Here is a 15,679-nt window from a genome sequence, read left to right on the forward strand (position 1 = left end):
TTGCTAAACCCGCCCAGTTTTTTCGTTAGATTTGATAGTCTGAACGATTGATCATATAGTGGGCATATTGGCGACCATCGTAGATAAATTGATCCGTGATGCAGGTCATGCCAATTTTTTCGAGAATATGACAGGACGGGATATTATTAATATGGGCAAAGGCATCAATACGCGGTTGATTTAAGCCATAAAATCCCAGTTTTAAAGCCATTTTTCCGGCTTCAGTTCCGTATCCTTTGCGCCAATATTCACACCCTAAAAAATAGCCAATTTGCAGATAGGGACTGCGGTTGCTTAAATAGAGTTTAACGGCCCCCATAACATCTTTTGTCTGTTTATTCAACAGAAAATAAGCTCCCCATCCCTGTCGTTCCCAATCTTTTTGAAACGCTAGGGTTTCAAGTTTCGCTTGTGCGTTTGAACGCGCCCCAGTCGTGACATATTTCATGATTTCCTGAGCTTTTAACATCCGTTGAATCTCTGGAAAATAATCGACATGGGGTTTAATCAATTGCATCCGAGGCGTTTCTACAGTTGTCGGTAATTGTAGATTAAATTGACGGTTAGGGAAGGATTGAATATTGTTTGCAGAATTGATGGATAACTCGTAAGATGTCATAATCTATTCCTGAACTCTGTTGTTATCGTGACAGGAAACTCTAGGAATAAAAACTGACACTCATTAACGAATCAATAGCATTATTAAACAGGTTTCATTAAACGGGTTTCTCAACTTTTTAAGGTTAATGACCATTAACGATTTAATAACCAGGATAGCCCTGAACTAAAGTTCGGGCTAAAAGCTAAAGTTATCTAAAGATAACTCAAGATTTGATTCCATTAACCCGTTTTAACGGGTTTTAGCTCTTAGCCTGAAATTTATTTCAAGGCTTTATAGATTTTTGGCCCTTATCGGTTAATGCTCATTAACGAAATAATAGTAATTTTCAAAATCGATAATTTTAGCTTGAATTTTATTGAGGGGTTTGTTATCTTCAAATCAGAGAACTTCAGAAACCGGGTTTCTTAACACAAATATCGGTGTTGAACATAGATCTGGCTAGAAACCCGGTTTCTCGGTTCGTTTCTCGGTTCCCAATATTAAACCAGAGGAGAATTATGGTTATTGCTAATATCCCAGATGATCAAGTCTTTGCAGAAGCGGCACAATATTGGAATCTGCCTCAATTATATGCAGATTTAGCGACCGCAAATGGAAAAGAACTAACATCGGTTCAGAAAAAATACTTGAGAGGATTACTTTTAGGTTATAGTCCTGATGTTATTGCTGAAAAAGTATACTCTTATGCTAATAGCGTTAGAGTAACGTTATCCAAAGACGTTTATTCAGCGATTAAACTACTTTGTAATATTGATCAAAAGTTACAATGGGGTCAGGTAACAACGTTATTAGAAAAATATAGAATCACCTTAACCCTAGAACAAGTTTGGCAAAACCTAGAACAACAGGCGACCCAAACTGATAAAATGTATCCTGTGGCAATATCCTCCCGTCCTCAAGTTCAAGGTTTAGATTGGACAATGGATGAACAACCGGAAACCAAATTTAAAGTTAAATTAGGAGATAAAATTAAATTTGAGATTAATTTAGAGGTATCGGGATATTTAACCTTATTGCAACGGGGAACATCGGGAAAAGTGATTTGTTGTTGTCCCTCTCCCCTAGCAACGGATATCTATTTAATCAACGGTAAAACGATCTTACCCCAACCCCAAACGGGTAAATCAGCTATTCCCATTACGGGAAGTTATGGCACAGATAAATTTTTAGCCCTCATCACTCCCCAACCCTTAACTCTAACTTGGTTAAAACAAGGTTCTGAAAAATTCCTATCCTTAACGGTAGAACATTTATTAGAACTTCAGAATAACCTCAACCCCAGCAACGACTATCAACTGTTTTGTTCTGAATATTTAATTATTGCTTAATTCCCTAACCCAGAGGAACCCTCAAATGGATGAACAACGCTTTAATGACTATTTTAATTTAATCCGAAAACTGCTGACCTGTGAAAACGCAAAGGAATGGGAAACCCTACGAAATCATACCCATTTTGTTGATGAAGCTTTAGTACAAGTTATGCAAATCCTGGCTGAACAAATGGAACAGGAGGGAGAAGCGAATGCAGGTTGGTTGCGACAAATGGCTGAACAAATTGGGGAATTATTAACGCAATATCAACAACTCAACCAACAGGTTATTAACCTCTATCAACAAGGTATATTTACGGAGGGAATAACCGTTGCTGAACAGGTATTAGAATTAGCGTGTTATCTTTGGGGAACAAACCATCCCAATGTTGCCGCCAGTTGCAATAACTTAGCATTACTCTACGAAAGTCAAGGACGCTACAAAGAAGCCGAACCCTTGTATAAAGAAGCCGTAGCTATTGACCGCCAAGCATTACCCGCCAACCATCCCAACTTAGCCAGAGACTTGAGTAACTTAGCAGAACTCTACAGAAGTCAAGGATGCTACAAAGAAGCCGAACCCTTGCATTTAGAAGCCGTAGCCATCGCTCGCCAAGCGTTACCCGCTAACCATCCCAACTTAGCCGCCCACGTCAATAACTTAGCAACCCTCTACAGAAGTCAAGGACGCTACAGGGAAGCTGAACCCTTATATTTAGAAGCCCTTGCCATCAACCGTCAAGCCTTATCTCCCAACCATCCTTCTTTAGCCACCGACCTCAATAACTTAGCAACCCTCTATAGAAGTCAAGGACGCTACAGTGAAGCAGAACCTTTGTATTTAGAAGCGGTAGTCATCAAGCGCCAAGCTTTACCCCCCAACCATCCTGACTTAGCCACCAGTTGTAATAACTTAGCAAACCTCTACAGAAGTCAAGGACGCTACAGTGAAGCGGAAGCTTTGTATTTAGAAGCGGTAGCCATCGATCGCCAAGCTTTACCTCCCAACCATCCCGACTTAGCCACCCACCTGAATAACTTAGCAGATTTCTACAGAAGTCAAGGACGCTACTCAGAAGCCGAACCCTTGTTGTTAGAAGCGGTAGCCATCGACCGCGAAGCTTTACCCCCCAACCATCCCGACTTCGCTGCCCACCTTAATAAGTTAGCTCTATTCTACAAGAGTCAAGGACGCTACAGTGAAGCGGAACCGTTGTATTTAGAAGCGGTAGCTATCGACCGCCAAGCCTTATCTCCCAACCATCCCGACTTAGCCAACCACCTCAGTAACTTAGCAGGACTCTACGAAAGTCAAGGACGCTACAGTGAAGCCGAACCCTTATATTTAGAAGCCGTAGCCATCGCTCGTCAAGCTTTACCCCCCAACCATCCTGACTTAGCCGCCCACCTAAGTAACTTAGCAGAACTCTACAAAAGTCAAGGACGCCACAGTGAAGCCGAACCCTTATATTTAGAAGCTGTAGCCATCATCCGTCAAGCCTTACCCTCCAACCATCCCGACTTAGCCACCCACCTCAATAACTTAGCAGGACTCTACAAAAGTCAAGGACGCTACAGTGAAGCGGAACCCTTTTATAAAGAAGCTCTTGCCATTGATCGCCAAGCTTTACCCTCCAACCATCCCCACCTAGCCAAAGCTCTCAGCAACCTCGCCGGACTTTACTCTAGTCAAGGACGCTACACGGAGGCGGAACCCTTATATCAAGAAGCGGTAGCCATCGATCGCCAAGCTTTACCTCCCAACCATCCCGACTTAGCCACCCACCTCAATAACTTAGCTCTATTCTACAAAAGTCAAGGACGCGACAGAGAAGCCGAACCCTTGTTCTTAGAAGTGGTAGCTATCGACTGCCAATCTTTACCCCCCAACCATCCTGACTTAGCCACCCACCTCAATAACTTAGCTCTACTCTACGAGAGCCAAGGACGCGACAGAGAAGCGGAACCCTTATATTTAGAAGCTCTTGCCATCATCCGTCAAGCTTTACCCCCCAACCATCCTGACTTAGCCGCCAGTTATAATAACTTAGCAAACCTCTACAGAAGTCAAGGACGTTACAGTGAAGCCGAACCTTTGTTCTTAGAAGCGGTAGCTATCGGTCGCCAAGCTTTACCTACCAACCATCCCGACATAGCCGCCTACCTGAATAACTTAGCAACCCTCTACAGAAGTCAAGGACGCTACTCAGAAGCGGAACCCTTATATTTAGAAGCCCTTGCCATCAACCGCCAAACTTTATTCCCCAACCATCCCCATGTAGCTTTCAGCCTCACTAACTTAGCTCTACTTTTAGTCACGACTGAGCGTTTTGGGGGTGCATTTCTCTTAATGCAAAAAGCCCTGAAAATAGAAGATTACAACATTCGGCAAATGTTTGGGTCGGGTTCAGAACGCGATCGCCTCAACTACCTAAAAACTATTCGACACAATTTTGAAAAATTCCTCTCCCTGGTCTGGCAATATTTCCCCCAACAGCCACAAGCAATACAAGCCGCCTTTGACTTAGTGTTGCGGCGCAAGTGCTTGACGGCTTCCGCCCAAGCTGCCCAAAACCTCGCCCTCGCCAGTGGTCGTTATCCCCATCTGTTACCCCAGGTGCAACAGTTACGGAAGATCACCGATAAAATTATTGCTCTCACCATCTCCCTAGCCAGTCAGTTTGAGCAGCGAGACGATATCCTTGAGCAGATCGGGACATTGCAAAAACAAGCCGATGAAATTAACCGACTGCTGGCCCGTGAAATTCCTGAAGTGCAACTGCAAAACGCCCTCCCCGACCGTCAAGCGGTGGCGTTGGAACTTCCCCTCGCTAGTACCCTGTTAGAGTTTGTGCATTTTGATGTATTTGACTTCACCGCCCCTCAACAGGAACAATGGAAACCCGCCCGTTATCTGGCGTTTATTCTCCCGGCCCAACAACCGGATCAAGTGGCGATGGTTGATCTAGGGGATGCTGAGGAAATTGATCGGTTAATTCGTCTATTTCGGGCGGGGGTTTCCCTTCCTCCTGATAATTTCTCCCCTCCTCAAGAAAATGCGATCGGCCGTTTAGACTTCGGGGATGAGGAGGAGGTTGTTGTGCGGTCTTCTTCCTCTTTCGTTAGTCATGGTCAAGGGTTGCGGCGGCTGTTGTTGGATCGGGTGTTTCAGGTGTTGGATGACCTCTCCCCCAGCCCCTCTCCTGCGAGGCGAGGGGAGTTTGACCTCTCCCCTGACCCCTCTCCTGCAAGGCGAGGGGAGAAAGATGTCACCCCCATTCCCTCGCAGGGAAGGGGGGCAGGGGGGGTTAGGTCACTCATCATCGCCCCCGACAGCAACTTAAACCTGCTCCCCTTTCAACTGTTAACCCAAGAAAACGGACGGTTATTAATAGAAGATTACAGCATCAGTTATTTAAGTGTGGGGCGAGAAATCTTGCGGAAAACGATTGTTTCCCATGCCACCCCATCCGATCCCTTAATTATGGCTGATCCGAATTTTGATTATCCCCAACCGTTTCCCGAAGTTGAGGATAACATTGTTGAAAATACGTCTCAAAACTGTAATATTGAACTCAACACAAACGAACCCGAAACCCTGCTGCAAACCTTATCGCATTTTAAACGAGCATTAGGAACCCGTTTCTTAGGAGAAACCGTTGCTAAACTTCTGAAGGTCAAACCCTATTTAGAAAATGAAGCCCGCGAGTCTTATCTGCATCGCCCTCACTCCCCTAAAATTCTGTTATTTGCTACTCATGGGTTATTTGTTGGGCAGAAACAACAGCAAAATTATCAGAATTTAATACAAGATTTGCTGACTTGTCCTCAAGGGGAAGAAAATAATCTGTTAAACGCCCATAAGGATTTATGGAATAAAGAGTTATTAGGGTTAATGCAACTCTATGCAGATTTATACAAATTAAATGATCGGCAAAATACCGCGAATTTCTTAAATTCTTGTGCTAATTTCATCGAAGCTGAAATCAAACCTTCCTCTGAAGCTCTTTCTTCTAATGTTGAAGATCCGATGTTAAGATCGGTATTAGCCTTAACAGGAACTAACACGGTTTTACGCGGTCAATCCTTACCGGAAGAATACGGAAAAGGATTAGTTTTTGCCCTAGATGTGGCAGCATTGGATTTATGGGCAACGGAAATTAGTATTTTATCGGCTTGTCAAACAGGCTTAGGAGATTTAGCATCAGGAGAGGGTGTATTTGGGTTGCGTCGGGCATTTGCGATCGCAGGTTCAAAAACATTACTTATGAGTTTATGGTCAGTTCCCGATAAAGCAACAGCGTTGTTAATGAAGTTATTTTTTGATAAAATAGATACAGGTTGGGGCCGTTTGCAAGCGTTAGAATTTGCCCAAGATTATATTAAAAATGCGACCATTTCTAAATTACAAACCACCGAACTCGGTCAAACCGTTCTCAAAGAATTATACCCCAAAAACAACTATCCCGAACCCAATTATCAACCGTTAAATCATCCTTATTTTTGGGGTGCATGGGTGTGTCAAGGGGAAACAGAACCCGTAGCTAGTCCGTTAATTAATTAGAATGATAGCAGGTCTCAATGAATTGTATCTTGGCTACCAATCATGACAGGGCCAAGGCTAATCAATTTCCCCAGGAGCCCTTACCCCTAGCCCATCGCCTAAAACCCTCTTCCTGTAAGCAACTGAACCATTAGACTAGCTTTCTGGACACTTTATATGGCACACTTATTGACTAAGATTAAATCTGGCAGTAAAAATCCAGTGGCTAGGATATCTCCCGCAGCCCTGCGAAGGATCTGAACATGAAGGATCTGAACATAAGGTGTGTGTAGTGAACGAGGACGAAAAAATTGTTGAGGTCAATGAAAGGTGTTGTGCGATCTTCGGGGCGAGTGAGTCGCTGGTGGCTTGCCAATAGCCAATTACCCCTCAAACTCAATCTGCTCGGTACATTAGTCCGCAGGGATTTAGAGGCACGATACAAAGGTTCAATTCTCGGCAACCTCTGGCCTCTGTTAAATCAGTTGTCCCAATTGCTGATTTATACCTACGTTTTTTCGATTGTTCTGAAAGTTAAACTGGATCTTGAAGGCTTACCCGATAATGAATTAGCTTTTGGTCTGTGGCTATTTGCCGGGTTAATTCCCTGGTTTGCCTTTACAAACGGGTTAATTCAAGCCGCGAGTTCAGTGGTAGGACAGGCAAATTTAGTTAAAAAGGTGGTTTTTCCCCTGGGTCTATTGCCCCTTGTTCCCATTTTTTCAGCATTTATTGAAAGTTCCTTTGGCTTAGTGGCTTTAATTGGGTTAACCGCATTGTCCGCTCAAGTCCTGCACAGCACCATCTGGTTACTGCCCTTAGTCTGGATACCCCAAGTTTTATTAACAGCAGGGTTAGGTTACTTAACAGCCGGACTGACTGTATTTTTACGCGATATTCCCCAAAGTTTAGGCGTGATTCTGAATCTTTGGTTTTATGTCACACCGATTTTATATCCTGTTACTAAAGTTCCTGAATCCTGGCAATTTTGGATTGTCTGGTGCAATCCAATTACGGGAATTTCAGAATCCTATCGAGATTTAATTTTAGTCGGGGAAATGAGACATTGGGGAGAATTAGCCGTGTCCTCAATATTTGCCCTGATTATGTTTTATGGAGGCTTATGGGTTTATAGGCGGTTGCGTCCAGCCTTTGCGGACGTTTTGTAACGGTGACAGTTCCTCACATAACTCACACACAAACTGATCACTGATAAACCGGGAAATCAACATCGAATGACCGAAATTGCTATATCTGTTAATCATGTCTCTAAATGCTTCAAACGTTATCGCCATCCGGTAGATCGATTGAAGGAAATTTTTGTGCCGGGAAAAAGTCTAGCGCATAATTTTTGGGCATTGCAAGATATTAATTTGCACGTTTGGAAAGGCCAAACTTTAGGCGTTGTTGGGCGCAATGGGTCAGGAAAAAGCACCTTATTACAAATTATTGTCGGAACTTTAACCCCAACTCAAGGAAATGTGGAAGTTAATGGCCGAGTTTCGGCTTTGTTAGAATTAGGGAGTGGGTTTAATCCCGATTTTACCGGGCGACAAAATGTTTTTTTTAATGGTCAATTATTGGGATTAAAAACCCAGGAAATAGAAGCTAAATTTGATGATATTGTTGGCTTTGCCGATATTGGAGATTTTATTGATCAACCCGTCAAAACCTATTCCAGTGGGATGTATATCCGTTTAGGATTTGCGGTAGCAACCAGTGTTGATCCTGATATTTTAATCGTTGATGAAGCGTTATCAGTGGGCGATGAAGCCTTTCAACGCAAATGTTTTAGTCGAATTCATGAAATTAAAGATCGGGGGGGAACTATTTTATTTGTTTCCCATTCAGCCCCTTCAATTATTCAACTCTGTGACTCGGCTGTGTTAATGGATCGGGGAGAATTATTACTTGAACATACGCCCAAAATGATCATTTCTAAATATCAAAAAATGATCTATGCGGATGCGGATCAAATGGCAATGATTCGAGAGGAAATTCAAGAGTTAGGTCATCAACCTTCCCAACCTGCGGAAACCCTCTCAGAACCTGCTAAACAGAATAACTTCCATCCTGAAAACCCCGCCTCGCCTTCTGTTTCTGCTTCTGTTTCTGCTTCTGTTTCTGCTTCTGTTTCTGCTTCTGCTTGGGAATCTAAAAATGGACATTATAAAGATTATTTTGATCCGAAATTAGTTCCTGATCATCCGATTAAATATCCCTCTCGTGGGGCAGAAATTTTAGACCCCCATATCACCACCTTAGCGGGTGAAACCGTTAATCATTTAGTGGCTCGCAATAGTTATATTTATACCTACTCCGTGAAATTTGATAAACTGGCTGCTCATGTTCGCTTTGGAATGTTAATTAAAACCGTCAGTGGGTTTGAATTAGCGGGGGCATCCTTTTTAGCCACCTCTCAATCGATTAAACAGATTGAAGCGGGTACTGTTATTGTCATCAAATTTAAGTTTGAATGTCAATTATCACCGGATGTTTATTTCCTCAATGCAGGTGTTTCTGGTATTGTAGAGGGGGAATTTACTTATTTAGATCGCTGTATTGATGTGGGGATGTTTCGAGTTCAACCCTATGAAGATTCTTGTAGTACCGGAGTGGTGGATTTGTTGATTGAACCCAGTTTAAAGATCAAGTCCGGCCAAGTCAAGCACCGAATCTGAACTAGAACGTCTTTAGAAATTGTTGTTCATTGTTATTAAAAAGCTGAAATAAAAACCCAAAAACATGATGAATACAACTAGCAAACCCTCTCCGATTCTCATCATTGCCGGAATGCACCGTTCGGGAACCTCGTTAACAGCTTCCCTACTGCAAAATCTAGGGGTTAATATTGGTAAACAGTTAGTGGGTGCTGACTATGGCAATATTAAAGGCCATTTTGAAAATATTAACTTTGTAGACTTTCATAAATCTATTTTTAAGAGCCATAATATTGATGAACTGGGGTGTATATTTCCAGAGGAAATCTCTCTCACAGAGGCGGATGTAGAAACAGCTAAACAATTAATTGAAATCAATCAAGAGTCCGATTCACCTTGGGGATGGAAAGATCCAAGAACCACTTTATTTTTAGACTTTTGGCATCAATTATTACCCCAAGCTCATTTTATTTTTGTCTATCGTTCTCCTTGGGAAGTAATTGATTCTTTGTATCGTCGAGCAACGGATGTGACCTTACTGGATCATCCTGAACTTGCCATGCAAATGTGGAACCGTTATAACCGTAAAGTTTTAGATTTTTATCAAAAATATCCCGATCATTGCCTTTTAGCGAATGTTTACACGATTGGTAATCAAACAGCAGATTTTATTCAAAAAATTAATCATAAATTCAAACTCAATTTACCCTGTGAATTCTCTAATCAATTTGAACCTTCTTTATTAGTTAATCGCATTCTTGCTACTCCAAAACCCCTGTTTATTAAAGCCCATTTTCCTGAAGCAATCGAACTCTATCAAAACTTAGAAGCAACTGCTTATCCCTTAAGTAGCCATTTAACAGCATCGGAATTAGAGAGTTTAAATCAACCTTTATCCGCCGATTGGATGTTTGAAGATTGGGCAAAACTTCGCAAGTTAGAAAAATCTCAATCTGCGTTAGTAAAAGATTTAGATATTTTGCTCAAAGATCGAGATATTTTACAAACGGATATTGAACAATGGCAAGAACGCTTTCAAGATGCTGTTGAACGTTTAATTAAAACCGAAAATCTACTCGGTCAAACTCAGTTAAAACTTAATGGCACAGAATCCCAAGCCCAAGAAGCGATCGCTAAATTAATTTCTACCGAAGAGGAATTAGGCAAAACTCAAGGAGAATTAGAAGGGTTTAAAGCACAATTCCAAAAAGCAGTAGATAAACTTGTTGCTACAGAGAAAGAACTCGGTCAAACCCAAGGACAATTACAAGCTGTCGATGCGAAATATCAAGAAGTATTAGCGCGCTGTATTCAAACAGAAACGGAACTCGGACATACCCAATTTCAACTCCAAGAATTAAGCATTCAACATCAAGACTTAAGCATTCAATATCAAGACGGACTCACAAAACTTTTAGCCTTAGAAGAAGAACTCGGTAAAACTCAACTAAAATTATTAGGTGCAGAATCCAAATTTCAACAAGCTTTAAATAAAATCTTTAGCTTAGAAGAAGAACTCGGCAAAGCTCAACAAGAAGTAGTCGCCATGAAGTCTTCCAAATTTTGGAAACTGCGCGATAAATGGTTGGGAGTTAAACGGATTTTACGACCCTATCGTCGGCGGTTAATCTATGCAATAGATTTTCCCCTCAATTGGGAATTAACCGGATTTACTGAAAAGTTTTTGAATATTTCGGGTTGGTGTTTTTCTACTGGAAATCGACCTCCCAAAGCAGTTAGAGCTAGAATAGGCACTAATATTTTTAAAGGAGAATATGGGATTGAACGTGAAGACGTTGCCGAGATTCAACCCACCTATTCTCAAGCAAAATCATCAGGATTTTATATTCAAATTCGTGTTCCTCAAGGCAATTCCTTAGTAGAATTAGAAACCCAAGAAAGGAACGGAAAATGGAAAGTATTTGCCTCTTATCCCTTAACCGTTTCTACCTTGGGAGCCTCTTTTGATGTGCCTGTTCAGTGGGAACAACGACAAGGACAAATTCTCTTTGCTGGCTGGTGTTGTCATCCCAACCATCGCATTACTCAACTTAAATTAATCTGCGGAAATCAGTGGGTTATTTGTGCTTATGGGTTACGTCGTGCCGATGTCGGACAAGTTTTTCCGAGTTGGGTAGGAAGCGCGGAAAGTGGATTTGAAGCGTTAATTGATTTACCGTCAGGAAATTGGAAAATTAGTTTAGAAGCGCACTTAGAAACCGGAGAAATCTTGATTTATAATTGTCCTCAAACTTTACAAGTTTCTCGCTATGGACTATTAGAAAAAAGTACAGTAAAAGCCAAACAAATCTCTCGCTATACCCTAGCTATTCAAAAACGAATTGCAGAACGAAAACAACGTTTAGGTCGTCTGCTGCCGATGCCTTGGGAAATTCCGGCAATTATTCGACAAATGCGCCAAATGTATCGGCAAACAAATGCCCCTCTCGGTGATATTTTGCCGCCCCAAGGATTTGAATTGCCTCAATCTGTTGACCCCTATAATGCTTGGCTAGAAGCCAATCAATGGACAGAACGAAGTTTAAACTATTTGACAACTCGACTAGCCGCTTATTCTTCAGAAACTTTGCCTAAAATTTCAGTGGTGATGCCTGTTTATAACCCCCCTCTTGAATTTTTAGAAAAAGCCATTCAAAGTGTGATTAATCAAGTTTATTCTAATTGGGAATTATGTATTGCTGATGATTGCAGTCCCGATGCTCAAGTTGCAGAATTTTTAAATAAAATTGCCGAAAAAGATTCTCGAATTAAATTTCTTTTCCGCACAGAAAATGGCAATATTAGTGCAGCAACCAATAGTGCGGCGAGTCAAGCCACCGGAGAATTTATTGCATTTTTAGATAATGATGATGAATTGACCCCCGATGCTTTAGGGGAAATGGCATTATATTTAACCCAATATCCTGAAACCGATTTCCTCTATTCCGATGATGACAAAATTGATCCAGAAGGTAAACGATTTGCTCCTCAATTTAAGCCAGATTGGTCGCCTCAACTCTTATTATCCTATATGTATATGGGGCATTTGTTAGTGGTTCGTCGGTCAATTTTTGAGCAATTGGGAGGATTTAGAATCGGATTTGAAGGCTCACAAGATTATGATTTTGCCTTAAGAGCAACGGAAGTTTCTCGCCATATTGGTCATCTACCTTTAGTATTATATCACTGGCGCACAGCCCCCGGTTCAACGGCCGTTTCTGGAGCCGCAAAACCTGCAAGTTTTGATGCAGGTAAACACGCAATTCAAGAAGCCTTAACCCGTCGTCAAAGTTTAGGAAAAGTGTATCAACCCAATTGGGCGAGTGAACTGAATTTAGGAATTTTTGCCCATCAATTCCCCGACCAGGGGCCCTCCGTTACAATTATTATTCCCACTAAAAATCAGCTTAAATTACTGCAAGCTTGTGTGGAATCGATTCAAAAAACAACTTATCAAAATTATCAAGTTTTGATTATTGACAATGAAAGCGATGACCCCAAAACCTTAGAATATTTAAACAAAATTAATAGCGAAAAAATAGCAATTTTGCAAATAGCAAATAACGGAAAATTTAACTTTGCTGCAATTAATAATCGGGCTGTTGAACAGGTGAATAGCGATTATGTATTATTCCTGAATAACGATACTGAAGTGATCAATTCCCATTGGTTAAGTCAGATGATCGGTTATGCTCAAATGCAGGGCGTTGGAGCAGTGGGAGCGCGATTAATTTACCCCGATGATCGCATTCAACACGCCGGAATACTGCATGGACTTCATCATGGTTTAGCGGGTCATGCTTTTAAATTATCCCATCGTCAAGATTTTGGTTATTTAGCCTATTCTAAAGTCGTCAGGAATTATTCAGCCGTCACCGCCGCTTGTTTATTAACTCCCCGTCAATTGTTCTTAGATTTAGGTGGATTTAATCAAACAGATTTTGCTGTTGCTTATAATGATGTTGATTATGGTTATCGGTTATTTGAACAAGGTTATCAATCCGTTTATTGCCCAGAAGCAGAATTAATTCATCGGGAAGGAACCAGTCGCGGCTATAAAGATGACCCGAAAGAAGTGGCAAAATTCCGTCGTCAATATGCCAATAAAATTGATCCCTTTTATAACCCAAATTTATCCTTAGCGAATGAATGGTTCCAAATCCAACCTCGGCGATATCAATTAAAATCAACAGCTAATTTTCAACCTATTCCTAAAGTTTTAATGTGCACTAATGCCTTAGAATATACTGGCGCACCCTTACATCAATTTGAAATTGCAGTTAAGTTAGCCTCGGAAGGAAAAATAGAACCTGTTATTTTCTGTGTGGATGATGGGCCCTTACGCTATGCTTATGAACAGCAGGGAATTCGGGTGATTGTTCGGGAACATCCCTTAGCTAATCTTTATCAACGAGAAACCTACGATATAGCGATTCAAGCATTAGGAGAAGAACTAGAATTAGAACAATTTGATATTGTTTATGCTAACACCTTAGAGAACTTTTTTATGGTAGATTGTGCCCAACAAAAGGCAGTTCCTTGTGTTTGGAATGTCCATGAAAGTGAACCTTGGCAAACCTATTTTGATGGCTTGGGTTCAGAAATTGCAGCGAGAGCTTTAGAGTGTTTTCAGTTTCCCTATCGGGTGATTTTTGTTGCGGATGCAACTCGGAATCTTTATCAACCCTTAAATAGTAATCACAATTTTACGGTGATTCATAATGGTTTAGATATTCAACGGTTATTTCAAGCCTCAGAACAATTCACCAAAACTGAAGCCAGAAATACGTTAAATATAGGAGAAGATGAAATCGTTATTCTGTTATTGGGAACCGTTTGTGAACGCAAAGGACAAAAGGATTTAGTCAAGGCTTTGCCCTTATTATCCTCTCAATATCATCACAAAATTCGCTGTTTTATTGTAGGCGATCGCCCCAGTATTTATAGCACTGAATTAGCTCAATTAGTCAACCAACTTCCTGAACCCTTAAAACAACGATTAACAGTGGTTTCTGAAACGCCAGAAACAGCGCAATATTTCCGGGCTGCGGATATTTTTGTTTGTACATCTCGGATTGAAAGTTATCCCAGAGTCATCATGGAAGCAATGGGATATAATCTCCCCATTATCACTACTCCAGTCTTTGGAATTCCTGAACAAGTTCGCCCCGAAATTAACGGTTTATTCTACACACCTCATCAGCCAGAAGAATTAGCAAAATCTTTGACTTTACTCCTAGAAGATCAGGAATTAAGACAACAATTCGCTGAAAATTCTCAATATGTTTTAGAGTCTCTTAACACCTTTGAGGAAATGACTCAAAGCTATTTAGAAATATTCCAAGAATCTTATTTTATTAATCCTTATCCCGATCAGACTGTTTCTCCAAATCTTCAACCCCTCGAACCCTTAGATTTACCCATTGAAGAATCCACTCCTGAAGTTTTTTATGAGATTGAATCTGTTCCTGAATTAGAAGAAAATATCCCTGAAATTGAAGTTGATATCCCTGAAATTGAATCAAATATTCCTGAAATTGAAGTTGATATCCCTGAAATTGAATCAAATATTCCTGAAGTTGAAGCTGAAATTGAATCAAATATTCCCGAATCTCAACCTCCCGAAGCTCAAGCTAAAAATTATTGGGAAACTAACCCAACCGCCGCCGCCAGTCAGTGGGTTTCTAATCCCATTGTTGCTGATACAATTCATCAACGAATGTCTGGAGGTCAAACTAAGAAATATTGGTTACGGTGGTTAATTGGAGATTATTTTGCAGGTCAAACTTTTAATAATCTAATTTCCTTGGGATGTGGAATTGGCAATCATGAAATTTTAATGGCAGAATTAGAATTTGTCCAACAGATTGATGCTTTTGATTTTTCGGAAGCATCCTTAGAAATTGCCCGACGAGATGCAATAGAAGCCGGAGTCCAAGTTAACTTTTATCAGGATGATTTTAATACGTTTACCCTAAATCCAGACATTAAATATGATGTAGCATTTTGTTCAGGCTCTTTGCATCATGTTCGAGAATTGGAACGATTTTTAGAAATTGTGCATAAGGCATTACATCCGCAAGGCTATTTCATTATTAATGAATATGTTGGAGCTAATTATTGCATCTACGATAAACACCAGATGGAAATTATTAATCGTCTGTATAAATGTTTTCATAAATTAATCCGATCAGGGGTTATGGAGAAAAAATTTATTAATCCCAGCATCCATCAAGTGTTTGCCTCTGACCCTTCAGAAGCGGTTCGTTCTCAACTGATTTTACCCTTCATTCAATATTATTTTGATATTGAACTATTTAATCCCTTTGGAGGAGGAATTCTCCATCCCATGTATCCCTTATTAGATCACAATCAATTTTTGCCTGGTGATCCCAAAGGGGAAACAATTATTAAACTTTTGCTAGAATTTGAACAAATTTTAATGGAAATTCCAGGAGGGTTAGAATCTGATTTCTGTTTGTGTGTGTTGCGTCCAAAACGATTTTAATAGGCGGGGTATTGGCTGTTTGTTAATCAAAAAACA

The 15,679-nt window shown here is 40.8% G+C and carries 6 protein-coding genes; 5 read left to right on the plus strand and 1 reads right to left on the minus strand.

Annotated elements, in window-relative coordinates; translation table 11 throughout:
- Positions 1-25: 25 nt before the first annotated feature.
- Entirely contained in the window at positions 26-619 is a 594-nt protein-coding gene (locus PL8927_RS16895) for a GNAT family N-acetyltransferase (protein ID WP_083623861.1), read from the minus strand.
- 500 nt (positions 620-1,119) lie between these two features.
- Between PL8927_RS16895 and PL8927_RS16900 the strand changes: the two genes are divergently transcribed.
- The 5 genes from PL8927_RS16900 to PL8927_RS16920 all read left to right on the plus strand — a co-directional run bounded on the left by PL8927_RS16900 (position 1,120) and on the right by PL8927_RS16920 (position 15,643).
- Entirely contained in the window at positions 1,120-1,950 is an 831-nt protein-coding gene (locus PL8927_RS16900; protein WP_083623865.1) for a DUF4384 domain-containing protein, read from the plus strand.
- 25 nt (positions 1,951-1,975) lie between these two features.
- Complete coding sequence (locus tag PL8927_RS16905; RefSeq protein WP_083623868.1) at positions 1,976-6,496, plus strand: CHAT domain-containing tetratricopeptide repeat protein; 4,521 nt, start codon at positions 1,976-1,978, stop codon at positions 6,494-6,496.
- A gap of 302 nt (positions 6,497-6,798) precedes the next feature.
- Positions 6,799-7,644: an ABC transporter permease gene (locus PL8927_RS16910; RefSeq protein WP_083623871.1), complete on the plus strand. Its 846-nt coding sequence runs from the start codon at positions 6,799-6,801 to the stop codon at positions 7,642-7,644.
- Between the two features lie 66 nt (positions 7,645-7,710).
- Positions 7,711-9,156 (plus strand): ABC transporter ATP-binding protein, encoded by a 1,446-nt coding sequence (locus PL8927_RS16915; RefSeq protein ID WP_083623874.1) that lies wholly within the window; start codon positions 7,711-7,713, stop codon positions 9,154-9,156.
- Positions 9,157-9,223: 67 nt separating this feature from the next.
- A complete protein-coding gene (locus tag PL8927_RS16920; protein WP_083623876.1) occupies positions 9,224-15,643 on the plus strand; it encodes a glycosyltransferase in 6,420 nt (2,139 codons plus the stop codon).
- The last annotated feature ends 36 nt before the right edge of the window (positions 15,644-15,679 follow it).

Origin of the sequence: Planktothrix serta PCC 8927, from assembly GCF_900010725.2 — a bacterium.
In the GTDB taxonomy this organism is placed as follows: domain Bacteria; phylum Cyanobacteriota; class Cyanobacteriia; order Cyanobacteriales; family Microcoleaceae; genus Planktothrix; species Planktothrix serta.

Coding starts and splice junctions, on each gene's coding strand:
- PL8927_RS16910 (WP_083623871.1), top strand. CDS start 6,799: ATGAAAGGTGTTGTGCGATCTTCGGGGCGAGTGAGTCGCTGGTGGCTT.
- PL8927_RS16900 (WP_083623865.1), top strand. CDS start 1,120: ATGGTTATTGCTAATATCCCAGATGATCAAGTCTTTGCAGAAGCGGCA.
- PL8927_RS16905 (WP_083623868.1), top strand. CDS start 1,976: ATGGATGAACAACGCTTTAATGACTATTTTAATTTAATCCGAAAACTG.
- PL8927_RS16895 (WP_083623861.1), bottom strand. CDS start 619: ATGACATCTTACGAGTTATCCATCAATTCTGCAAACAATATTCAATCC.
- PL8927_RS16915 (WP_083623874.1), top strand. CDS start 7,711: ATGACCGAAATTGCTATATCTGTTAATCATGTCTCTAAATGCTTCAAA.
- PL8927_RS16920 (WP_083623876.1), top strand. CDS start 9,224: ATGAATACAACTAGCAAACCCTCTCCGATTCTCATCATTGCCGGAATG.